Here is a 23,826-nt window from a genome sequence, read left to right on the forward strand (position 1 = left end):
GAACCATGACTGAAAGCCAACACACCATCACTGCGAACCTCACCCCACTGCCGGACAAGGTGGGCGTGGACGGTCTCGAAGACAAGTGGCGTGGCGTCTGGGACGAAAACAGCGTTTACAAGTTCCAGGGCAGCCGCGACCGTAAGTCCGTCTATTCCATCGACACCCCGCCGCCGACCGTTTCCGGCTCCCTGCACGTGGGTCACGTGTTCTCCTACACCCACACCGACATCATCGCCCGCTTCAAGCGCATGCAGGGCTTCGACGTGTTCTACCCGATGGGCTGGGACGACAACGGCCTGCCGACCGAGCGCCGTGTGCAGAACTATTACGGCGTGCGCGTCGATACGTCGCTGAAGTACGACCCGGATTTCGTGCCGCCGTTCGAAGGCACCGACGGCAAGAAGATCGACGCCAAGGATCAGGTGCCGGTCTCCCGCCAGAATTTCATCGAACTGTGCGAAAAGCTCACCGCCCAGGACGAGAAGCTGTTCGAGGCCCTGTGGCGTAGGCTGGGCCTGTCCATCGACTGGTCTCAGACCTACCACACGATCGGCGAGCATCCGCGCCGCGTCGCCCAGAAGGCGTTCCTGCGCAATCTCGCCCGCGGCGAGGCCTATCAGAAGGACGCCCCGGGTCTGTGGGACGTCACCTTCCAGACCGCCGTGGCCCAGGCCGAATTGGAATCCCGCGAGTACCCGGGCTTCTATCACAAGATCGCGTTCCGTTTCGAAGACGGCACCCCGATCTACATCGAAACCACCCGTCCGGAACTGCTGGCCGCCTGCGGCGCGCTGATCGCGCATCCGGACGACGAGCGTTACAAGCCGTATTTCGGCCAGTACGTCCACTCCCCGCTGTTCAAGGTCAAGGTGCCGATTCTCGCGCATACCGCCGCCGAAATGGACAAGGGCGCCGGCATCGCGATGTGCTGTACGTTCGGCGACGTCACCGACGTGCAGTGGTGGCGCGACCTGAACCTGCCGCTGCGCCCGATCATCCAGCGCAACGGCCGCATCATCATGGAAACCCCGGATTGGATCGAGGACGAATCCGGCCGCGCCATGTTCGGACAGATCGCCGGCAAGACCGCGTTCTCCGCACGTAAGGCGGTCGTCGACGCGCTGCGCGAATCCGGCGACATGGACGGCGAACCGACGCCGACGAAGCGTATGACGAACTTCTACGAGAAGGGCGACAAGCCGCTCGAGATCGTCACCTCCCGCCAGTGGTATCTGAAGAACGGCGGCACCGACACCGCGCTGAACGCGCAGCTGATCGAACGCGGCCGCGAACTGGAATTCCATCCGGACTTCATGCGCGTGCGCTATGAGAACTGGGTCAACGGCCTGAACGGCGACTGGCTGATCTCCCGCCAGCGCTTCTTCGGCGTGCCGTTCCCGCTGTGGTATCCGCTGGACGAGGCCGGCGAACCGGATTATGAGCATCCGATCGTGCCGAGCGAGGACATTCTGCCGATCGATCCGACCACGGACGTGCCGGCCGGCTATGACGAGTCCCAGCGTGACCAGCCGAACGGCTTCACCGCCGAGCAGGACATCATGGACACGTGGGCGACTTCGTCGCTGACCCCGCAGATCGTGACCCGTTGGGAGGAGCAGGACGAGGAAAGCAAGGCGATCTTCAACGCCACCTTCCCGATGGATCTGCGCCCGCAGGGCCAGGACATCATCCGCACCTGGCTGTTCTCCACCGTGGACCGCGCCCATCTGGAGAACAAATGCCTGCCGTGGTCCCATGCCACGCTGTCCGGCTGGATCCTCGACCCGGATCATAAGAAGATGTCGAAGTCCAAGGGCAACGTCGTCGTGCCGAACGAGCCGATCGAAAAGTTCGGCGCCGACGCGGTGCGCTATTGGGCCGCAGCCGCACGTCTGGGCCTGGACGCCACCTATGACGAAGGCCAGATGAAGATCGGCCGCCGTCTGGCGATCAAGCTGCTCAACGCCACGAAGTTCGCGCTGGCCATCGGCCGTGAAGACGAGAACCATCATGTGGCCGACTCCGCGGTCGCTTCCTGGGATCCGGCCGACGTGACCGAGCCGATCGACCGCGCCGCCATGGCCCGCATGGCCGCCGTCGTGCGCGAAGCCACCGATGCGTTGAACGCCTACGAGCATTCCAAGGCTTTGGAGGTCATCGAGGCCTTCTTCTGGCAGTTCTGCGACGACTACATCGAACTGGTGAAGAACCGCGCCTACGGCACGGCCGACGCCACCGGCAAGCTGCCGAGCGAGGCGGCCGTCAAGTCCGCCCGCACCACGCTGGGCCTTGGCCTGGATGCGTTCGTGCGCCTGCTGGCCCCGTATCTGCCGTACGCCGCCGAAGAGGTGTGGGCTTGGATGCATGAGGGCGAAGGCTCCGTGCACCGCGCCGCATGGCCGACCGCCGACGTGTATGCCGAGGCCGCGGGCGACGCCTCCGCCGATCTGCTGGTGCATGCGGGCGAGGCGCTGGCCGCGCTGCGTGGCATCAAGTCCAAGGCGAAGGTTTCGATGAAGACCCCGATCCTGTCGGTGACGCTGGGCGTTTCCGACGAGGTCCGCGCTTCGGTCGAGGCCGCCGTGAACGATATCGCCGAAGCCGGCCGCGTGACCGGCGAGATTTCGTTCGGCGCCGCAGCCGAAGACGGGAACGGCGAGGCCGCCGCTGCCGTGGCCGTGCTCGCCAGCGAGCTCGGAGAGCCGCCGGTCAAGGCCAAGAAGGCCTGACCGGTCCGCCGCCCGAGAGGCGCCGTCATTGCATACGCATTGTGGCCGTCGCTCTTCCCTTCGGAAGAACGACGGCCACAATGCGTATTCGGACGCGATGCGCGGCACGGCGTGCACCGCCCAAAAACGGACAGTTATCCCACAATTCACTTTCCATACATGTATCGGGCACCGGAACAACACCTATACCACACATAATGACGCTGTCTCATATCGTGCATTCATCGAATAAATATGCCGTGGACGCAACGAAATCCCACTTGCTTTCGAAAGGACAGCTTCATCATGTCGCATTAGGCGAAACGCTTATCCGCCGGATTCATCGCCGCCGCAACCATGGTGGCCATGGTGCCGGCCGCTTCCGCAGAGGAAACCGCCGCCACCGATCCGTTGGCCGTTCTGCTCACCGAATTCAACACGTATTGGACCAAGCCGGGCGAGCCGTATGACGGCACCGGCACCGGCGGCTCCGTGCTGAACACGGCCGTCCTGCAGCATAATGACGAAGTCACCGTCGCCATCAACCAGGCCGCGGCCGTCGGCGCCACCGAAACCGAATCCACCGAACAGCAGAAGCGCGCATTGAGCGACCGAGATGCCGACAAGGACGTGGCCACCGCGTTCAAGGACGGTTTCGGACCCGTTCTGGGCGAATACTTCGCGGACGGCTATAACAGCGGCGAACTGGAAACCGTGAAAAGCGTCATGAACGACAACGGCTGGAGCGGCAATCCGGCCAAGGCCGTATATCAGTCCCCGCGCCCGTACACGCAGCGTGACACATGGCTGCCCAACGCCGCAGCGCTGACCAGCGGCAAGAACGATCTCAACGGCTTGGCCGCAACGCTCAATATCCATCAGGTTCCGGACGGCGTCGGCTCCGACGGCAAGACGCATTCGGCCGACTATCCGAAGAACTCCTCGGAGGGATCCTTCCCCTCCGGCCACACCAACAAGGCGTATTCCCGCGGCGTCGCACTGGCCGCGATGGTCCCGGAACTGGCTCCCGAAATCCTCGCCCGCACCTCCGAAGCCGGCAACAACCGCATCGTGCTCGGCGTGCACTACGCGCTCGACGTGATGGGCGGCCGCATCGGCGGCCACGCCTCCAACGCGGCCTATTGGACGGCCAACGCCGACAAGGTGGCCGACGCCGCCGACGAGCTGCGCTCCTATCTGACCGCACGCTGCTCCGCCGACGGCTATGGCAGCACGCTTACCGAATGCATCGTCAACACCGGAGCCAACGCTTCCAACGGCTATCGGAACGCCTTCACCGACACGGTGTCGACCAAGGCCGTCACCGACCGTCAGTCCGCCATCGACGCCTATACCGCCCGTATGACCTACGGTTTCAGCCAGGTGACCGCAGCCGGCCAGCAGTTCACCGCTCCCGAAGGGGCCGCCGAACTGCTGCGCTTCGCCTATCCGGACCTGACCGTCGAACAGCGCGACCAAGTGCTGGCCGCCACCGCCATCGACTCCGGCTATCCGCTGAGCTCCTCCGCGCAAGGCTGGGACCGCATCAACCTGGCCCGTGCGCTCAGCTCGAAGGTCACGTTGAACGCCGATGGCAGCATCGCGTCGATCGTTGACGCCGATATGCCGTCCGTCGTCACCGTCTCCGACACGACCGGATCGAATGATGCCGGCAACGCCGAAGCCGGCGACGCCGATCAGAACACGCAGTCCTCTTCCGAAGCGCTGGCCGCCACAGGCTCCTCCGCCGATGTGTTCATCGTGCTTGCCATGGCGATGGCCGCGGCCGGTGCCGCATTGGCTCTGATGCGTCGTCAGCGTCAGCGGTGATCGGCATCTGACCGGCACCCATCGGTAACGATGTTGCCGTGATATGGATCGACTCATGTCACGGCAACATCTCGTTTCCCAGTAATGCGAAAGGCCGTTGACGAGCACGCCATATGAGGCGTGGTCATCAACGGCCTTTCCTTGTTGGAATGTGCTTCATTCCGCGGTATCCCGAGCGATCTGCTGATGCCGGTTTTTGGCGGCGGTCACGACGAAACGGTGATACTGGTCGGCGATCGCCGTCGGCAATCCGGCGGAATGGGCGATATGATGCAGACGCTCCACCTGCTGCGCCTCACGCTGCGAATCGGAAGGCCCGAATCCCGCCTGCGCCTTCCATTGGCCGACCTGCTCCGTATATTTGAAGCGTTCCGCCAGCAGCAGCACGATCGCGGCATCGACATTGTCGATGGAACCGCGCAGCCGTTCGATATGCTTCACCGCTTGCGCGACCTGCGGATGCAGCGAGGCCTGCGCTTCATCGATCGTGGATTCACGCCAATGCGGCGATTCCCGCGATCGCGCCGTTTCCAATGATTCCGATGATTCCGGCATCTGCGGCATCCGCATATCGGATTGCGTTTCGGACTGCATATCAGTTGCCGTTGGCGCCGTTGGAATTCGCCTGCTGCACGATCGCGGCCATGAAGTCGCGGTTCGTCGGCGCCTTCTTCAAGCGCGGCACCAGCGTCTGGTATGCCTGCTCCGGCTCAAGGCCACCCAGCAGACGACGCAGACGGTAGACGATCGGCAGTTCCTGCGGGTCGGTGATCAGCTCTTCGCGGCGCGTGCCGGAAGCGTTCACGTCGATGGCCGGGAACAGACGCTTGTCGGCCAGTTCGCGGCTCAGACGCAGTTCCATGTTGCCGGTGCCCTTGAACTCTTCGAAGATCACTTCGTCCATCTTGGAACCGGTTTCCACCAGCGCGGAGGAGATGATCGTCAGCGAGCCGCCGTTTTCGATGTTGCGGGCGGCGCCGAAGAACTTCTTCGGCGGGTACAGCGCCTGCGCGTCCACGCCGCCGGAAAGGATTCGGCCGGAAGCCGGGGCGGCGATGTTGTAGGCGCGGGCCAAACGGGTCATCGAATCCAGCAGCACGACGACGTCCTGGCCGAGCTCGACCAGTCGCTTCGCGCGTTCGATGGCCAGTTCGGCGACCGTCGTATGGTCGGAGGCCGGACGGTCGAACGTGGAGGAGATGACCTCGCCCTGCACGGTGCGTTCCATATCGGTCACTTCTTCCGGACGTTCGTCCACAAGCACGACCATAAGATGGACTTCCGGATTATTCGTCGCGATCGCGTTGGCGATGTTCTGCAAGGTGATCGTCTTGCCGGCCTTCGGCGGGGAAACGATCAGGCCGCGCTGGCCCTTGCCGATCGGAGCGACGATATCGATCAGACGGCCGGTGAGCTTGTTCGGCGTCGTCTCCTGCTTCAAACGCTCCTGCGGGTACAGCGGGGTGAGCTTGCTGAACTGCGGACGGTTCGCGGCCTCTTCCACCGTCATGCCGTTGATGGAGTCGATGGACTGCAGCGGCACGAACTTCTGACGCTGGTTGCGGCGTTCGCCGTCGCGCGGGGCGCGAATGGAGCCGTGCACGGCGTCGCCCTTGCGCAGGCCGTACTTCTTGACCTGGCCCATCGAGACATACACGTCGTTCGGACCGGGCAGATAGCCGGAGGTACGCACGAAGGCATAGGAATCCAGCACGTCCACGATGCCGGCGACCGGGACCAGATCGTCCTGCGGCTCTTCGCGGCGGGCCTCACGTTCGACACGTTCAACGCGATCGGCGTGTTCGCCGCGTTCAGCATGCGTGTCGCGTTCATCACGGGAATCGCGCGCGTCACGTTCCTCGTCGCGGCCACGCATGCGGCGGCCACGGCGTTCCACACGCTCATGGCGGTCGTCGTTGTCGCCTCGGCGATTGCGATTACGGCGTACGAACTCACGTTCCTCGCCCGGCTCCTCGCCCTCCACGCGGTCACGGCGCACATTGTCGGCGGACTGATTCGGCAGGGTGGCAAGAATATCAGCCAAATCGCGCACAGCATCCTCATCGCGGCCACCGTTGCGGCCGAAATCACGATTGTCGTCGCGTTCAACGACGATGCCGCCGGACTCCAGGCCACGGCGACGGCGACGCGGCTGGTCGGAGTCAAAATCATCGTCACGATTACGACGATTGCGCGGATTCTCACGCTTCGTCTGATTGACGTCCAAATCCAACTCGTCCAGCAGGGATGCGGCGCCGTCCTTGCCGCGATGCTTGCGAGCGCGACGGTCGACACGTGGCATGTCGCCATTCTGCGCCTCGGCGCCGCGGCGGCCACGGCGATCTTCATGAATCGGCAGATCGGGCAGCTGAACATCAATCGCAGCGGAACGGCGTTCGTCCGACTGCGGCGCTTCCTCCGCGGCCTTGCCGTCAACGGCTTTATCATCGGCGGCCTGGCCATCGACGGCCTTGCCATCGACGGCCTTGCCGTTGGCGGCCTGGCCATCATGCTGCGCAACCTCGATATTGCGCGCATCGGCGGCCGGCGCACCGTCATTCGCCGACTTCGCATCATCTGCAATCTGCGTATTCTGCAGCGGCTTCACAACACGCTTCGGCGCTTTCACCGTCACGCCTTCAGGAGCTTCACCGCCGGTGCGGGCGGCCTGCAGCGTCGCCATCAATTCGGGCTTGCGCATGGTCGAAGTGCCGCGAAGGCCCATCTGCTTGGCCAATTCCCTCAATTCGGGCAGCTTCATATCTTCAAGATTCGGGCTAGTTGCCACTGGTTATGCCTTTCCTTGGCTCTGCAAAACACACTGCATGCAGCAGCTTCAAAAAAGATTGCGGAAATCCGCTTGAATGTTCGCCGCCATTCCATAGCCTGAGCGAACTGGAATAACCATACAACGGCAACGCGACCAACGCAACACGGCCGAGAGGCGATGCCGCAAAGCGGCGGACCTCGGAATCATCGACGCGATCGATCGGGACGGCATCAGTCATGACGCCGTCCGGCCACGGCATCATCCAGGCATGACACGTACGCACCGATGCAAAACCGCCCACCGGACGAATGTCCGATGGGCGGCATACTGCGCGGAACGCCGCATTCCGGCGGCAATCGCGTCGCGATCCTCAATCTTCAGGCGGCGCTACTTCTGCTCGTGATACGACTTGTCCGTATTCACCGACCACACGTTGCGCTTCGAGGTCTTGCCCGTCCTGATGTTTTCGACGGCCTCCATCGCGGTGGCCATCGAATGGTCCATGTTGTTGTAACGGTGCTGGCCGTTGCGTCCCACGCAATACAGGTTGCCGAAGGAGTCAAGGTATTCGACCAGCTCCGCCATGCGGTCATACGTGTCGAAATAGGCGGGGTACGCCTTCTTGACGCGTTCGCGATGCGAATCGACCACATCCTGCGGCCCATTGATCACGCGCATGCGCGTCAGTTCCTGGATGGCGAACTTGGTGGCGTCCTCCTCGCTCATGTTCCAGAAGGAATCGCCTTCCTCGCAGAAATATTCCAAGCCGATCCACACCGTATTGTCGACGTCCTTGACCAGGTACGGGCTCCAATTGTTGAAGATCTGCAGGCGGCCGACCTTGTAGCCCGGATCCTGCACGTAGATCCAGCAATCAGGCACGATCGGCGGATTGCCGAGCGTCGGGATATCCGTCGTGTTCTTCAGACGAAGATGCTTGACCAACAGGCCGACCGTCACGAAATCGCGATACGGCAGGCCATTGGCGACCTCGACCATGTCGCCCGGAGCGTGCTGCCCGGAAGCGTCGATCGCGTTGACCAAATCCTTGACCGGCATCGAGGAAATGAACTGGTCGGCTTTCAATTCGGTGCGGTTGCCTTCGGAATCCTCATACACCACCGAAGCGATATGGCCGTCTTCCTGACGGATCTCAACGACGTTCGCATCGGTCAGGACTGTGACGCCGGCCTGCTCGCAGTTACTTTCCACGGTCTCCCACAACTGGCCGGGGCCATACTTCGGATACCAGAACTCCTCGATCAGCGAGGTCTCCACTTCGGAATTGTCGCGCTTCTTCGGCAGCAGCTTTTCGAAGGCGTTCTTCAGCACGCCCATGATGCTCAGGCCCTTGACGCGCTGCGCGCCCCAATCGGCGGAGATCTGCGAAGGATGACGGCCCCACAGCTTCTCGGTATAGCCTTCGAAGAACATCGAATACAGCTTGCGGCCGAAACGGTTGATGTAGAAGTTCTCCAGATTCGTTTCGGGCAGCTTGTGGAAGATCGACTTCAGATAGGAGAAGCCCGCGACCAGCGTCAGCTTCGGGCCCATCGCCTTCAACGTGTTGGGGGAAAGCGAAATCGGATAGTCGAAGAAATGGCGGTTCCAGTAAATGCGGGACACGCGATGACGCTTCAGCATCACCTTGTCTTCGACTTCCGGATCCGGGCCGCCCGGCTCCATATCATGCTCGCGGCCGAGCTTGCGGTCGTCGTAGCTGGCGGCGCCCTGCAGGGGCAGGACCTCCTTCCACCAATCCATGACGCGGTCGTCCTTCGAGAAGAAACGGTGGCCGCCGATATCCATACGATTGCCGTTATGCCGGACGGTTCGCGAAATGCCGCCGAATTCGCGCGTGGCCTCCAGGACGGTCACGTCATACTGTGCGGAGCCGCCGTCCTTGACGAGTTCCCATGCGGCGGTAAGACCGGCAGGCCCACCACCGATAATCACTACGGATTGCTTGTTCGTCACGTTGAGATCTCCTTATAACAAATTCAACGGTATTTTACTTACAGGTATGAAAAACGCACATGGGACCATGTGCAATCCTCACGATTCCCGCGGAAAAAGGCGCGTTCGGCGAGGCCACGGGATTCCTGCGAGCCCCCCCCCAAAAAAAACAATCCCCGTACGAGGATTCCGGATCGGGCCGCAAAGCCTCGAAAACGGAATGACCGTACGGGAATTCGATAAGAAACCCGAAAGCGGACCGCGCGGACCTACGGGCAAACTCACGGGCAGGCCGACAGGATCAGCGAATATCGTCCGGAATGTCGATGTCGGTTTTCTGCACTTCCTCGACGTTCACGTCCTTGAAAGTGACGATGCGGACGCTTTTGACGAAACGATTGGAACGATACACGTCCCACACCCAAGCATCGGTCAGCTGCACGTCGAAATACACGTCCTGCCCGGCGGAGCGGACGTTGAAATCCACCTTGTTCGCCAGGTAGAAGCGACGCTCAGTCTCCACGACATACGTGAACAACTTGATGACGTCACGATATTCCTTATACAGGGCAAGTTCCGCGTCGGTTTCGTAATTGTCGAGATCTTCGGCGCTCATCGTGCCTTACATACCTTCCGTTTCACGTTTGCGGCCGCGACCGAGCACACGCCACCATGCTTCCTTCGATGGCTTGCGGTCGGAAGAATTATACGGCCAGTCATTACGATCGTTTTCATCGCCGGATGAAGGGTGCTCCTGCGTGCCGGCGGCTCCGTCCGACGGCGTTTCAGCATGGCCCTTGTCCTTTGCGACATCCTTTCGCCGTTCATCCGGCGTCGGCGGCGTCTTCTCGGAAGCGTCCGACCTATCGCCGCCTTGCGCACCGGCGGTGCCGTCATTGCGCGCGTTCTTCCGGCCGGAGCGCGCGATCTGAATCGCAATCGAATGCTCGCGGGCGCTCAACGCCTCCTTCACACCCGGATTGTCCTCATACACGTGCATGCCGAACGCGTCAAGCGAACGAATCGGATCGTATTCGTCGACCAACGTGTCCATGACGATCAGATCCTGATATTTATTGTCGACGGCATCCCACAAGGCGTCGCGCGAAGTGCCGGAAGGCACGAATCCGAGCGACTGGTACACGGAACGGGAACGCGTGTTCTTTTCGGGAACGGCCACCCAAATGCGATGCATGCCAAGGCCTGCCGGCGAAGGCGCGAAACCGTACGTCATCACACGCGGCATCGCGTCGCGCGAATAGCCGCGGCCCCGGTAATCCTTGCCGAGAATCACCTGGATGCGTGCGGAACGCGACCAACCGTCAATGTCGATCAGGAAAATCAGGCCAATCACATTGTCGGTGTTCTGCGCGTCAACGGTGCCGTCGCCATCGTGATCGGCATCGGTCACCATCGCCCAAGCAATGGTGCGACGCAATTCCGGATCCCCAAAACCGGATTCCGTCGGCGCCACGCCTTCGGACCAGGCGACGGAACGACGGACCCACGCGCTCACCGCCAGACGCTCCGAACGCTGGTCCTTGCCGGTGATGCCGGACGCATTGTAGAACGCGTCCAACTCGTCCATGCGCGTAAGGTCGTCGACGGTAGCCGGACGCAAATACACCATCTCGCCCCGAATCGACGGAATGTCGATCCTGGCCGGCAATTCACGGGATTGCTGCTGTTCCGCCAACGGCGGCTCGCCATATTCTGACATCGTCCTTCGTCCTTGTGCTACTTGCTTTTGCGGGGAATCCCCGACCCGTTTCGACGGTATTCTACCCGACTGAAAGATTCCTGAATAGACAAAAGGTGATGATTTACAAAAATCATCACCTTTCGTCCATTCGGTTTTGCCGATTCAGCCACGGACACGCGGGACGCGCATTATACGTGTGCGCGCGTGCCAGCCAGCGCGAGCCCATCGACGGCGAATCAGCCCTGCAGCTTCTCCATGACGATCTTGTTGACCGCCTTGGCGTCGGCCTGGCCCTTCGTGGCACGCATGACGGCGCCGATGATCGCGCCCATCGGCTTCATGTTGCCGCTCTTGAGCTTTTCGACGACATCCGGATTCGCGGCAAGCGCCTCTTCGACGGCGGCGACGAGCGCGCCATCGTCGGACACGACCTGATAGCCGTGCTTGGCGACGACCTCTTCCGGAGCGCCTTCACCGGCCAGCACGCCGGCGACGGTCTGCTTGGCCAGCTTGTCGTTGAGCTTGCCGTCGGCGATCAGCTGCTCGACCTCCGCGACGTCGGCCGGGGTGATCGGCAGCTCTTCCAGGGAGACGCCCTTGTTGTTGGCTTCGCGGGACAGCTCGCCCAGCCACCACTTCTTCGCACCGGAAGCGGTTGCGCCGGCTTCGACGGTGGCTTCGATCAGGTCGAGCGCGTCGGCGTTGATCACGTCGCGCATCTCCAGATCGGAGAAGCCCCACTCGCCCTGCAGACGGTTGCGGCGTTCGCGCGGCATTTCGGGCATTTCGGCCTTCATGCGCTCGATGTGTTCCGGCGTGATGTGCAGCATGACCAGATCCGGATCCGGGAAGTAACGGTAGTCGTCGGCGTCGGACTTGACGCGGCCGCCGGCGGTGGTCTGCGACGCTTCGTCCCAGTGGCGGGTCTCCTGCAGGATTTCGCCGCCTTCGTCGAGGATCGCGGCCTGACGGCGAATCTCATACTGGATGGTCTTTTCGATGCCGCGGAACGAATTCACGTTCTTCGTTTCGGAACGTGTGCCGTACGGGGCGTCGGCGGACGGGCGCAGCGACACGTTCACGTCGGCGCGCATGTTGCCCTGTTCCATGCGGGCGTGCGAAATGTTGAGCGCACGCACGATGTCGCGGATGGCACGCATGTAGGCGCCCGCGATTTCCGGAGCGCGGTCGCCGGCGCCTTCGATGGGCTTGGTGACGATTTCGATCAGCGGAACGCCCGCACGGTTGTAGTCGACCAGGGAATGGTCGGCGCCTTCGATACGGCCGTCGGCACCGCCGACATGCGTGTTCTTGCCGGCGTCATCCTCGATGTGGGCGCGTTCGATCGGAACGCGGAAAACCGTGCCGTCCTCCAGTTCGACGTCCAGGTAGCCGTTGCCGTTGGTCGGCTTGTCGTACTGGGAGATCTGATAGTTGCGCGGCATGTCCGGATAAAAGTAGTTCTTACGGGAGAACTGGCTCCATTCGGCGATTTCGCAGTGCAGGGCCAGCCCCAGCTTAATCGCGTAATCGACGGCGGTCTCGTTGATGACCGGCAGGCTGCCCGGCAGGCCCAGGCTCACCGGGGTCAGCTGCGTGTTCGGGTCGCCGCCGAAGGAGACTTCGGCCGGGCAGAACAGCTTCGTGTTCGTGCTCAGTTCGACGTGGGTTTCCAGGCCGATGACCGGATCGTACTTCTTGACGGCATCGGCGTACTTCATAAGTTTTTCAGCCATTGTTATTCCTTGCTTGCGTCTTGCCGGCCTTCCGGCTGCCAAGTCGGACCGCACGACCATTGGTCGTCCGATCCGACTGCCAGCCTTCCGGCCTCCCGGCTTTCCGATGCTTACTTGTTCAGGCCGTCGTCCAGGCCGTCCAGCCACGGGGTGTTCAGCGACTGCCAGATCGGGCCGTTCCAAGCCTCATTCAAAGCGACTTCCAACGCGGCGGCCGGCTTGTACATCACTTCGTCACGCCGCTGCGGGGCGATGAACTGGATGCCGGTCGGCAGGCCGTCGTCGGACAGGCCGGCCGGAATGCTCATGGCCGGAGTGCCTGCGAGGTTGGCCGGAATCGTGGCGATGTCGTTCATGTACATGGCCAGCGGATCGTCCATCTTCTCGCCGAATTTGAAGGCGGTGGACGGGCTGGTCGGGGAGATCAGCACATCGGCCTTTTCGAAAGCCTTCCTGAAGTCGTCGATGATCAGCGTGCGCACCTTCTGCGCGGAACCGTACCAGGCGTCGTAATAGCCTGCGGACAGCGCATACGTGCCCAGGATGATACGGCGCTTGACTTCGTCGCCGAAGCCGGCTTCACGCGTGTAGGCCATCATGTTGGCCGCGGTGTTCGGAACGCCGGCCGGCGGGGTGACGCGCAGACCATAGCGCATGCCGTCGTAGCGGGCCAGGTTGGAGCTGACTTCGGACGGCATGATGATGTAGTAGGCGCCGAGCGAATATTCGAAATGCGGGCAGGAGACCTCGACGATTTCCGCGCCCATGTCTTCGAGCATCTTCACCGCTTCGTTGAAGCGGGCCTGCACGCCGGGCTGGAAGCCTTCGCCGCCCAGTTCCTTGACCAGGCCGACCTTCATGCCCTTCAGATCGCGCTTCATGCCTTCGCGGGCGGCTGCGGCCATCGGACGCGGGCCTTCCGGAATGGACGTGGAGTCGCGGCGATCATGGCCGCCGATGATTTCCTGCAGCAGCGCGGAATCCAGAACGGTGCGGGAGACCGGGCCGATCTGGTCCAGCGAGCTTGCCATGGCGATCGCGCCGAAGCGGGAAACGCCGCCGTAGGTCGGCTTGACGCCGACGGTGCCGGTCAGGGCGCCCGGCTGGCGGATGGAGCCGCCGGTATCGGTGCCGAGTGCGAGCGGCGCTTCGAATGCGGCGACCGCGGACGCCGAGCCGCCGCCGGAACCGCCCGGCACACGCTCGGTATCCCACGGATTGTAGGTCGGGCCATAGGCGGAATGTTCGGTGGACGAGCCTTGGGCGAATTCGTCCAGGTTGGTCTTGCCCAGCAGCGGCATGCCCGCGGCCTTCAGTTTTTCGATGACGGTGGCGTCATACGGCGGCACCCAGCCTTCAAGGATCCTCGAAGCGGCGGTGGTGACGATGCCCTTGGTGACGATCATGTCCTTGATCGCGATCGGCACGCCCGCCAATTCCGGCATGCCCTCGGTCTCGCCCTTGGCGTTCTTGGCATCGAAGGCGTCGGCCTGCTCGCGGGCCTGATCGGCGGACAGCGCGAGGAATGCGTGGATGCTCGGCTCGGCGGCTTCGATGACGTTCAGATGGGCATCGACCAGTTCACGGCTGGAGACTTCCTTGGCCCTGATCTTGGCCGCCATCTCGGCGGCGGACAGCTTGACGAGTTCGGTAGTCGCGGTCATCTCACTCCTCCCCCAGAATGCGCGGTGCAACGAACATGCCGTTTTCCGAAATCGGAGCGCCGGCGGTGGCTTCTTCCTGGGTCAACGGCGTTTCCGGAGTATCCGGGCGCAGATATGCTTCCAGCGGAATCGGATTCGCGGTCGGCTGCACATCGTCGCCGGCGACTTCCTGTACTTTGTTGATGGAATCCGCGATGACGTTCAGCTCGCCCTGCAGGCGGGCGATTTCCTCATCGGTGAGTGCGATTCGGGCCAAATCGCCCAAATGCATGATTTCTTCTCGTGTGAATGTAGGCATGTCCCTTACTATACGTGCGGTTTGTGACGAGGCCGGTTATTTTTTCCGCTTCCCAGCCGGCCGCGCCCGATCCCAATGGTCCGCCTATCCCACTGTTTTCCCCTCAGCCAATCGCAAGCCCACTTTCAACGCCAACAGCGCCCCGCCTCCCAACACCAACAGCAACCCCACCTCCCAACACCAACAACAAGCGCTATCTCAAAAATCGTGCACCTGCATCCCCGCTAGGCGGCTTTTTCCGAATATTTCTCTCAGTGTCACAAATCCGTAGGTAAATTCTTTTTAGCAGTACACTGACGGTCTCTCAGCGTACTGCTAAAAAGAATTTACCTACGGATTTGTGACACTGACTATATAGCTGACCATATAAATGCATAAATCGGCTGAACCACATGCATGCCGGCGACCGCCGCACTGCCATAATGCGACGCTGATATGCCAATCAGTTGAATCACATAAATTCCGCGACTGGAATACAGACAAACGGGCGAACGAATCCTGACGAATTCCAACAAATCACAGCAAGCCCTATACAGATTCCGGAAAATCCCAACAAATCCTGCGGCATCAACAAATACAGCAAACATCGGCAGACGCAATGCCATCGATGCGATGTCATCGATGCAATACCATGGACGCAATGCCATAGCTACAATGCCATAGACGCAATGCCAGCAGCGACGCGCACCGCGACGGCGAACAGTCGGCAATCACAACGAAATGATATGACACCGGCAAAAGAGAGCCGCAATATGACGGCTCGAAACAATTCGCACAGCAAGACCGGCATCCACTGTTAATATATAGTCCCAATGCCGCATAAATGTGGATAACGCCTAAAGTTATCCACAACACGCCGGGAAAGTGCGTCTCTTCGTCCACAGCCCCCTTTCCGGCTTTTCCGCCGGGCCGCGAATCCATATGCTCGATTCATGAAGAGAAACCGCAGAGTCACGGCGCTCATCAGCCAGGCCGAACGTGAATGCAGATGCATATTCGGCACCGATCAGGCCGAAAGAGCGGCGTTACGCCGCCGTGCCGCTGCCAGCGAGCTGCTGCGGCTCTATCCGAATGTATATGTGCGCGAAGAAATATGGAACAATCTCAATGCTCTCAATCAGACGATGTATATGGCACGGACATTGAGCCGCATGCATCCGCAATGGTGCTTCGCGGGCGTTACGGCCGCAGCGATACATGGTTTGGAGCATCAATGGCATCTGCATCGCGATCGTCTGACCATTGCTTCCACGGTTTACGGCACATGGCATCAGAATTCGCCATTCCGAGTGAACAAACTTGTCATGCCGTCTTTCGAATCGGAAATCGTCAATGGGATTCCCGTTACGGATTTGACGCAGACAGTGTTGGATTGCGCGAGAACATTGGATTTTCGCTTCGCATTGCCGATTGTTGATTCAGCCTTGCGACAAAAGAGAACGACGGTCGAGCTTCTCGCAGCGAACTGCAACCGCATGCGATATCAGATGCCCTCCGTCATGCGCGTGCTGCAGCATGCTGATGCCGCGAGTGAGAACGGCGGCGAATCACTGGCGCGGGCGACGATCATCGAAGAGCATTTCATGCCGCCGAAGATCCAGGTCGTATTCATCGATCCCAAAACCGAGCGGCGTTGTCGTGTGGACTTCGTGTGGTATCTCGAGGACGGCACGATCATCGTCGGCGAATTCGATGGCACCGGCAAATATGTCGATCCGGCAATGACCGATCGCAGAAGCGTGCAGCAGACGGTCGCGGATGAGCGCGAGCGGGAACGGGCCCTGCATCGTGCGGGCGTCACCACGATCATTCGTTTCACATTTGATGACGTGATGCAGCGGCATCCGCTTATTCGGAAGTTGTATGAAAGCGGGGTGCCGTTATTGGATGGGGATTAAAGATTTGTGATTGGCGATTTGTGGCTTGGTGACTTGGCCGTTGGTGAGGCCGGTTTGGTGGGCGTTTGCTGGCGTGAAGCCGGTTTTCGTCGGGATGACCGATTCTGCGGACTGTCGTTCTTGTCGATGATTATATGCCGACTTCCATTCCCTCGAGACGGCCGCTCTGTAAATGGCCGCCTCGCAGATGGCGGTCTCGCAGATGACAGTCTCGCAGACAGCCGCCTCTTGCAGATGACCATTCTGCAGACGGCCACATTGGAAACGATTGATGTGCGGACAGCTTGCCGCAAAACAGCCGTTCCTACAGACAGGCGACCTGCAGACAGACGACCCACAGACAGCCGTTCTTGTGAAAACAACCGCTTTGCAAATGACGTTTGCCGGCATAACGCCGGGAACGCTTAGACGACGGGGGTGGCATGTTGGGCGATCCAGCAATGCATGGAAACCGCGGCGGCGGCGCCTGCATTGATGGAACGGACCGAGCCGAATTGGGAGATGTAGACGACGTCATCAGCCAGTTCGAGGGCTTTTTCGGAAAGGCCCGGGCCTTCCGCGCCGAACAGCATGAGGCAGCGTTCCGGGAATCGGTAGGTTTCGATTGGCACTGCGCCGGGAATGATATCCAATGCGATGACGCGTGCGGCACGGGCTGCGTCGAGACGATGCTGTGCCGCGGCGATGCGATTCGCGATGTCGGCGGCATCGGCGGCACCCATACTGACGGCTGCATCGGCATCCATACTGGCGGCTGCACCATCAAGATCTGCGGCGGCGCGAAGATTCGCTGCGGCAGTCGCAGTCAGGCTGATATCAGCATTCGCATTGGAAAGGCCGACGATGTCTGCGGCATCGGCAGGAGTATCGGCATCGCCTTCCGCACTGCTGCCAGCGTTTGCGGCGAGATTGGCGGCGGCGCAAAGGGCGGCCAGTTCGGTTTGGGCGTCGGCGATTTCCTGATTGATGCGCTGATGCCAGTCGTCGACAAGTTCTTTGATGGAAGGATGATGTTCGACGTGCTGATACAGTTCGGTCATCAGCGCGCCCTTGCGATTCCACTTATGCGGTCCGACGATGTGCACTTTGGCGGCCTGGAATGCGTTGGCGGTGCGCACCATTGATCCGATGTTGAAATCATGCGTCCAATTTTCGACGGCGACCTCAAAACGGTGGCGTCCACGCGCGTCGAGATCCGCTTTGATGGCGGCCACGGTCCAGTAGCGGTAACGGTCAAGCACGTTGCGCCGATCGCCTTCGTCCAACAGCTGCGAATCGTAGCGTTCGTCATAATCGCGGGATTGAGGATCGTCCGGGCGTGGTTCGCCGGGATGGGTTTCGGCCCACGGGCCTACGCCGACTTCGCGGAATTCGGGTTCGCCGGAAGCTTTTGCCGCCAAAGAGATGGGATTCGGTTCGTGCATGATGATGTGTGCTATGCCTTCGTTGTATGCAGAATTGTTTACGCGGATACGTGATGCCGATCATGAACGCGAATGCCGACCGGCAGACGGCGACGCAACATGCAAACGCATTATTCGCGAAGCACCGGACGGCATTCACGCCCGTGCGCGGCATCACTGCTGGAACATGCCGCTGCGGTCGAGGGAAACCGGCAGAGGACACCGAACAGCCGGATTCAGTGAAGTTCGGATTCCTTGTACACTTCAACGAACGGAAGCTCACGCTCGTCGCCGTTGACCGGATTGATGACCTTGATGGTCGGATCGGTCATATCGACGCCGCCGACCAGCGCCGTTACGGCCAGTACTTCCGCGCCTTCGGCTTCAACGACGGAGAAGTCGAGGCTCAGCTCGTTGCCATTGCGCAGGGTGACCAACGAAGAGGTCTGCACGTAGGATTTTTCGGACAGCCAGGAATCCAGCAGAATAACGCGCTTGCCCCTGATGGACGGACCCTTGATGGACGGAAACACAAAGTCCATGACGAAACCGTCCAGGTCTTCGCCGCGGGATGCGGCGGCCTGGATCATCGCGCAGACCAGCGGCACGGATGCCGCGGTCAAAGCGCCGACCGCGTCGAAATCGTCGACCGAATAGCCTTGTTCCTCCAAGGCGTCGAGCAGAATATGGCCGACGATGGAAGCTCCACGATGATCGAAGGTGACCGCCGACAGTTCACAGAACGGACGGTCGGCCATTTCGTCCTTCAGCAGTGTTTTGAGCTGATCGCGCGGCTCGAGCATCGCGAACGCCACCGAGTCCACAGCGGATGCCGTCTGCTGGAATGCTTCCTGAGATGTTTCCTGGGACGCCATATGCGATACCTCCTGAGATGCGATGGTTGCATCGACTGCACCGGATCGGGCCGCACCGGTCTTGCGGAACGTTTTCTCTTCGGTCATAGCATCTAGACTACCGACGCCGCTCGTCAAAAACGCTTCGCCTCAATGCGCCAGCCAGCGTTTCCAACGATGCGTCGACCCATTCCCAAGTCATCATTTTACGACAAGCCTCCTTTACGAGAAGCTTTACGAGAAGCTTTACAAGAAGCTTTACGAGAAGCCGTCCTTCCGACAAACCCTTTTTACGGCAGGCCACCTTTGCGGGATAACGAAAGGAATAAATCCTCTTCGCATTGCCGCCATTCGCATTGCCGCCATTCGCATTGCCGCCATTCGCATTGCCGCCATTCGCATTGCCGCCATTCGCATTGCCGCCACCTGCGTCGACGATTACGCATCAGCTCTCATTCTTGGAAGCGTCAATCACCTCCGGCACATCCGTCACCACTTCCGGAGCGGACAGCTCTTTCACATCCGCCTTGTCGGGATCGATCATTTCCACCGGCTCGATGACCTTGCCAGCGTCGATCTTCTGCAGTTTGCGCGCAGTCACCAGCACGCGGGATTCCAATGAAGAAGCGAACTGATTGTAGGTGGCCACCGTTCGGGAGATCGCCGTGCCCAACTTGGACGCACGATCGCCAAGCACTGCGAATCGTTCATACAATTCGCGAGACAGATCAAACAGCTGCTTGGCGTCATCGGTCAGGCTCTGCTGCTGCCACGCGTACGCCACCGACTTCAGCACCGCCCACAACGTCACCGGCGAAGTCAACGCCACCTTGCGGGAGAACGCATCATCCATCAGCGTCGGATCGGTCTCCAACGCCGCCTGCAGCAACGCCTCATTCGGAATGAACGCCACCACGAAATCAGGCGCGGTATCAAACGCATTCCAATATGCGCGATCGCCCAACGTCTTCACATGTTCACGCAGCGCCTTCGCATGGGCTCGCAGCAATTCCGCACGACGGTTCAACTCCTCTTCCGACGCGGTATCCGGAATCTCACAAGCCCTCTGATAATCGGAGTATGGCACCTTCGCATCAATCGGAATGGTCTTGCCGCCCGGCAGATGCACCACCATATCCGGCCTCTGCTGTCTGCCGTCAGCGCCGGTCACCACAACCTGCGTATCAAAATCAACATGTTCCAGCAGGCCAGCGGATTCCACGATATTCTTCAGCTGCGCCTCACCCCACGCGCCACGCACCTTGTTATTGCGCAACGCGGCGGACAGCGAACTCGTCTCCTTATCAAGACGCGCCTGCTGCTCGTTCAAACCTTTAAGCTGCTCCCCCAGCGCACCCATCTCGCGCTTGCGGCCCTCTTCGATCTGCGACACCTTCTCCTGCAAGGCATCCAGATTCTTCTGCACCGGCGCCAGCGCCGACAACACCTTGCTCTGCTCCTGCAAAGCCTTCGCCTGATCCTGCCGCTTCGCCTCAGCCTCCGCCGCCATGCGATCGCGCTCATGCTGCATACGAATCTGCTCGGCCTGCTGCGCCTGAGCCAACTGCGACTTCACATACGCCAGCTGCTGCCCAAAACCGTCCGCCTGCGTACGATATTCGGCACACTGCGTCGTCAATTCGACGATCTGCTGGCGCAAGGACTCCGCTTCCGACTTCGCCTGGTCCAGATCGGAGGACTTCACATCACGCGCGCTCTCCTGACCTTTCGCACGCCCCCACACGAAGCCGGCGAAAAGTCCCAGAGCCGCTACAAGAATCAGCAGCAGCACCATCACAATATTGTCGAACATATGTTCTATTAAACCGGATTCCATAGACCACCGACACGCGCGCAGGCAGCGCGAACTTCCTCCGACACATCCGCAATCGGCCCCGGCAAGGACGGAGGAATGCAGACGAAGCGGACAAAAACACCGGTACGCCGCACGCGCAATATGCTTGCCAACACACGACTTTGACAGAGAGAATAATCAATATCGGCAAGAAGCAAGGAACCATCAGAGAGAGAGACAAGGAGGAGGCATGCCGAACATCGATTGGCCCGCTGCGATCACGGCGATCATCATCGCGGCGCTGCTGACCTGGGGCGTCATACGATTCTTCTTCGCCCCAAGAAAGGGCGCGGCCGGCGCGCTGGCCGACGGCATGCAGACCGCCGTCATCACCGTCAAAGGCGGATACTCACCGGCACTCATCGAAATGCGGCCCGGCATACCGATCACATTGACCTTCGACCGGCAGGAAAGCGGCGAATGCACGTCGCATGTGGTGTTCGCAGACCTCGGACTCGACGTGATGCTGCCGGGCAACGCCGCAACCGAAGTGCAGCTGCCCGCGCTGCAGCCCGGAGACTATCCGTTCGCATGCGGCATGAATATGGTGCACGGATTGCTGCGCGTCACGACGGACGGCGAAAGCGGCAGCGCCGCAGAAAATGCAATCGGTACGATCGGCACGGCCAAAAAGGACGCGGCACATGGCGGCATCCCCTCATGCTGCGCGGCGCCGACCATCGACATTCCTGCAGACCTGAACGCAGCCGTCGGCAACACCGCCAACATCAGCAACGCTGCCAACACGTGCAACACCGGCAACACTGCCAGCACCTGCAGCAACGGCGCCAACACCGGTAACACCGGCAGCAGCACCAACACCGACGACGCACTGGCCGCGGAACAGCGCGAATCCGCCGAACGCGTCAAAGAAATCAAGCATCTGACCCATCTGATCATCATCGGCACAGTACTCACCCTGCCGGTATTCGTGCCGATGATGCTGGCGATGATCAATCATGACCTCGTGCCGCACTGGTTGATGAATCCGTGGCTGCAGGCCGCGCTGATCACGCCGGTCATGTTCTACTGCGGCGCGCCGATTCACCGCGTCGGCTGGTCCGCGCTGATCCACCGCGATCCGGATATGAATTCGCTGGTCGCGCTCGGCACAACCGCCGCATATCTGTACAGCCTGGTCGTCTGCGTCGCTTCGCCGCTGCTGCCGGAAGGCACACGCGAACCGTATTTCGAATCGGTCGGCACGGTGATCACGCTTGTGCTGGTCGGCCGACTGCTGGAGACCAAGGCTCGCGAAGGCACAGGCAAAGCCATCCAATCGCTGATCCGGCTGCGTCCGCGTATCGCGCATCGATTCGACGGCGCATACGACGCAGGCAACGCAATCCCGAACACCGTAGCCGCACACCTCTGGCTCGACCCCGCGCATCTGACCGACGTCGACATCAACCAGATCACCCCGGGCGACCTGATCACCGTCCGTGCAGGCGAGCGCATCCCCGTCGACGGCGTACTGATCGCCGGCGAAGCCACGGTCGACGAATCCATGATCACCGGCGAAGCCAAGCCTGTCATCAAAAACGCCGGCACGCAGGAAACAGGCGGCCAAAACGGACAAAACAGACAAAATGCCCCCGCCCCGTCCACCACGCTTACCGGCGCGACCGTCGTCCTCACCGGCAATATTCTGATGCGCGCCACACAGGTCGGCGGCAACACGGTGCTTGCGCAGATCGTCGCGATGGTCTCGCGCGCGCAGGCCACAAAAGCGCCGGTGCAGCGTCTCGCCGACCGCATCGCCCGTATTTTCGTGCCCGCGGTCATGATCATCGCCATTTGGACGTTCGCGATCTGGCTGTCGTCCGGCACGCAGCCCGCACTTCCTCACGCGCTGGTGACCGCCGTCAGCGTGCTGATCATCGCCTGCCCGTGCGCGCTTGGCCTTGCCACGCCGCTTTCCGTAACCGCCGCCAGCGGTCTGGGCGCCACGAACGGCGTGCTTGTCACGTCGGCGAAGGCCCTCGAACAGGCGCGCGACATCCGCACGGTGGTCTTCGACAAGACCGGCACGATCACACGCGGCATCATCGACGCCGACACCACGTTCGACCGTCCTTCCTATGAGCATGATTCCATCAAGGACGGCTCGTGCGAAGCGATCGCCGCTTTGCGCGCGGCCGGCATCCGCACGGTGATGCTGTCGGGCGACAAGGCCGAAGTCGCGGCCGCCATCGCCCGACAGGTCGGCATCGACACGGTGATCACGCAAGTGCGCCCCGACGGCAAGGCATATTGGATCGAACGTCTGCAGGCGGAGCGCGACGCGGCCGGCCAGCATGGGCTGGTCGCGATGGTCGGCGACGGCATCAATGACGCCCCCGCTTTGGCGCAGGCTGATTTGGGCATTGCGATCGGCACCGGCACGGATGTCGCGATGCAGTCCGCCGATGTGACGCTGATGAACGGCGACCTGCGCGGCGTGATCCGCCTGATGAACCTGTCGCATGTGACGGTGCGCAATATTCGCGAAAACCTGCTGTGGGCGTTCGGATACAACGTCATCGGCATTTCGATTGCCGCAGGATTGCTGTATCCGTTCACGGGATGGCTGCTGAGCCCGATGATCGCCGGATTGGCGATGGCGCTTTCTTCCGTGTGCCTGGTATTGAACGCGAATCGCTTGAACGGTGCGAAGTTGGCGGACGACCGGTTGGTCGGCCATGCCCGCGATGCCGGATCCGCAACCGCCGCGAACGCGAACAGCGGCCGTGCCACCGCCGGCGATCCCCAAATCATCATCGACGAGCACACGAATATGACCCATCTGCAGGGCGAGGCCAACACCCGCCGCGCAGACAGCCCCCGCAATTTCGGCAATGACACCCCCAATAATCCCGACAATAAGGAGCATGCAATGCACATGATGAAGCAGGCTGACCCGAACGCAGCCGAAACCGCCATCGACCCGGTATGCGGCATGACCGTCGCCGTCAACGCCGAGGCGATCCGCCGCGAGCTTGACGGCAAAACCTACTATTTCTGCGCCGAACGCTGCGCCGAGAACTTCATGAAAGCCCCGCAGGTTTTCCTTTCATAACGCAAAACCAGAGTGTGGCTCATTCAGTGGGCACTTTTTGCGTTCACTGGGCACTCGTTTTCGGGTATAACGGCCTTTCAGAGGTTAAAAA

At 61.0% G+C, this 23,826-nt stretch carries 16 protein-coding genes and 2 pseudogenes; 4 read left to right on the forward strand and 14 right to left on the reverse strand.

Annotated features, from left to right (window positions below; genetic code table 11):
* Window positions 1-5: 5 nt before the first annotated feature.
* Complete coding sequence (gene valS / locus AC1AX7_RS06660) at window positions 6-2,732, forward strand: valine--tRNA ligase (protein WP_476509305.1); 2,727 nt, start codon at window positions 6-8, stop codon at window positions 2,730-2,732.
* A 336-nt stretch (window positions 2,733-3,068) separates the two neighbouring features.
* The gene (locus tag AC1AX7_RS06665) at window positions 3,069-4,541 is read left to right on the forward strand and encodes a phosphatase PAP2 family protein (RefSeq protein WP_476509306.1); all 1,473 of its coding nucleotides are present in this window, start codon (window positions 3,069-3,071) and stop codon (window positions 4,539-4,541) included.
* Between the two features lie 156 nt (window positions 4,542-4,697).
* Here the strand turns inward: AC1AX7_RS06665 and AC1AX7_RS06670 are convergent, their stop codons facing one another.
* The 10 genes from AC1AX7_RS06670 to AC1AX7_RS06715 form a co-directional block, all read right to left on the reverse strand.
* Entirely contained in the window at window positions 4,698-5,135 is a 438-nt protein-coding gene (locus AC1AX7_RS06670) for a chorismate mutase (protein ID WP_476509307.1), read from the reverse strand.
* A gap of 1 nt (window position 5,136) precedes the next feature.
* Window positions 5,137-7,329, reverse strand: coding sequence for a transcription termination factor Rho (gene rho, locus AC1AX7_RS06675; RefSeq protein WP_476509308.1), 2,193 nt, complete (start codon window positions 7,327-7,329; stop codon window positions 5,137-5,139).
* The gene (locus tag AC1AX7_RS06680; RefSeq protein ID WP_476509309.1) at window positions 7,319-7,549 is read right to left on the reverse strand and encodes a hypothetical protein; all 231 of its coding nucleotides are present in this window, start codon (window positions 7,547-7,549) and stop codon (window positions 7,319-7,321) included. The genes rho and AC1AX7_RS06680 overlap by 11 nt, the downstream gene beginning before the upstream one ends.
* A 149-nt stretch (window positions 7,550-7,698) precedes the next feature.
* On the reverse strand, window positions 7,699-9,288 hold the full coding sequence (locus AC1AX7_RS06685; protein ID WP_476509310.1) for an NAD(P)/FAD-dependent oxidoreductase: 1,590 nt from the start codon (window positions 9,286-9,288) through the stop codon (window positions 7,699-7,701).
* A gap of 280 nt (window positions 9,289-9,568) precedes the next feature.
* Window positions 9,569-9,883, reverse strand: coding sequence for a DUF2469 domain-containing protein (locus AC1AX7_RS06690; protein WP_476509311.1), 315 nt, complete (start codon window positions 9,881-9,883; stop codon window positions 9,569-9,571).
* A 6-nt stretch (window positions 9,884-9,889) separates the two neighbouring features.
* Window positions 9,890-10,987, reverse strand: a complete 1,098-nt coding sequence (locus AC1AX7_RS06695; protein WP_476509312.1) for a GNAT family N-acetyltransferase — start codon at window positions 10,985-10,987, stop codon at window positions 9,890-9,892.
* Window positions 10,988-11,205: 218 nt separating this feature from the next.
* On the reverse strand, window positions 11,206-12,705 hold the full coding sequence (gene gatB, locus AC1AX7_RS06700; RefSeq protein ID WP_476509313.1) for an Asp-tRNA(Asn)/Glu-tRNA(Gln) amidotransferase subunit GatB: 1,500 nt from the start codon (window positions 12,703-12,705) through the stop codon (window positions 11,206-11,208).
* 110 nt (window positions 12,706-12,815) lie between these two features.
* On the reverse strand, window positions 12,816-14,369 hold the full coding sequence (gatA, locus tag AC1AX7_RS06705) for an Asp-tRNA(Asn)/Glu-tRNA(Gln) amidotransferase subunit GatA (protein ID WP_476509314.1): 1,554 nt from the start codon (window positions 14,367-14,369) through the stop codon (window positions 12,816-12,818).
* Window position 14,370: 1 nt separating this feature from the next.
* Entirely contained in the window at window positions 14,371-14,667 is a 297-nt protein-coding gene (gene gatC, locus AC1AX7_RS06710) for an Asp-tRNA(Asn)/Glu-tRNA(Gln) amidotransferase subunit GatC (RefSeq protein ID WP_476509315.1), read from the reverse strand.
* Window positions 14,668-15,017: 350 nt separating this feature from the next.
* Window positions 15,018-15,314 (reverse strand): hypothetical protein, encoded by a 297-nt coding sequence (locus tag AC1AX7_RS06715; protein ID WP_476509316.1) that lies wholly within the window; start codon window positions 15,312-15,314, stop codon window positions 15,018-15,020.
* A gap of 828 nt (window positions 15,315-16,142) precedes the next feature.
* Between AC1AX7_RS06715 and AC1AX7_RS06720 the strand changes: the two genes are divergently transcribed.
* Window positions 16,143-16,565: a hypothetical protein gene (locus tag AC1AX7_RS06720; protein ID WP_476509317.1), complete on the forward strand. Its 423-nt coding sequence runs from the start codon at window positions 16,143-16,145 to the stop codon at window positions 16,563-16,565.
* 404 nt (window positions 16,566-16,969) lie between these two features.
* Here the strand turns inward: AC1AX7_RS06720 and AC1AX7_RS06725 are convergent.
* The 4 genes and pseudogenes from AC1AX7_RS06725 to AC1AX7_RS06740 all read right to left on the reverse strand — a co-directional run.
* Window positions 16,970-17,305 (reverse strand): annotated as a pseudogene (locus AC1AX7_RS06725) (TrmH family RNA methyltransferase); the annotation flags it as partial.
* Window positions 17,306-17,491: 186 nt separating this feature from the next.
* Window positions 17,492-17,989: pseudogene (locus AC1AX7_RS06730) on the reverse strand (RNA methyltransferase); the annotation flags it as partial.
* Window positions 17,990-18,204: 215 nt separating this feature from the next.
* A complete protein-coding gene (locus AC1AX7_RS06735) occupies window positions 18,205-18,930 on the reverse strand; it encodes a type I phosphoribosyltransferase (RefSeq protein WP_476509318.1) in 726 nt (241 codons plus the stop codon).
* Window positions 18,931-19,267: 337 nt separating this feature from the next.
* The gene (locus AC1AX7_RS06740) at window positions 19,268-20,635 is read right to left on the reverse strand and encodes a DNA recombination protein RmuC (protein ID WP_476509319.1); all 1,368 of its coding nucleotides are present in this window, start codon (window positions 20,633-20,635) and stop codon (window positions 19,268-19,270) included.
* Window positions 20,636-20,867: 232 nt separating this feature from the next.
* On the opposite strand from AC1AX7_RS06740, the gene AC1AX7_RS06745 reads away from it, so the two are divergent.
* A complete protein-coding gene (locus tag AC1AX7_RS06745; protein WP_476509320.1) occupies window positions 20,868-23,735 on the forward strand; it encodes an HAD-IC family P-type ATPase in 2,868 nt (955 codons plus the stop codon).
* Window positions 23,736-23,826: the final 91 nt, after the last annotated feature.

The organism is Bifidobacterium sp. LH_449 (assembly GCF_056356755.1).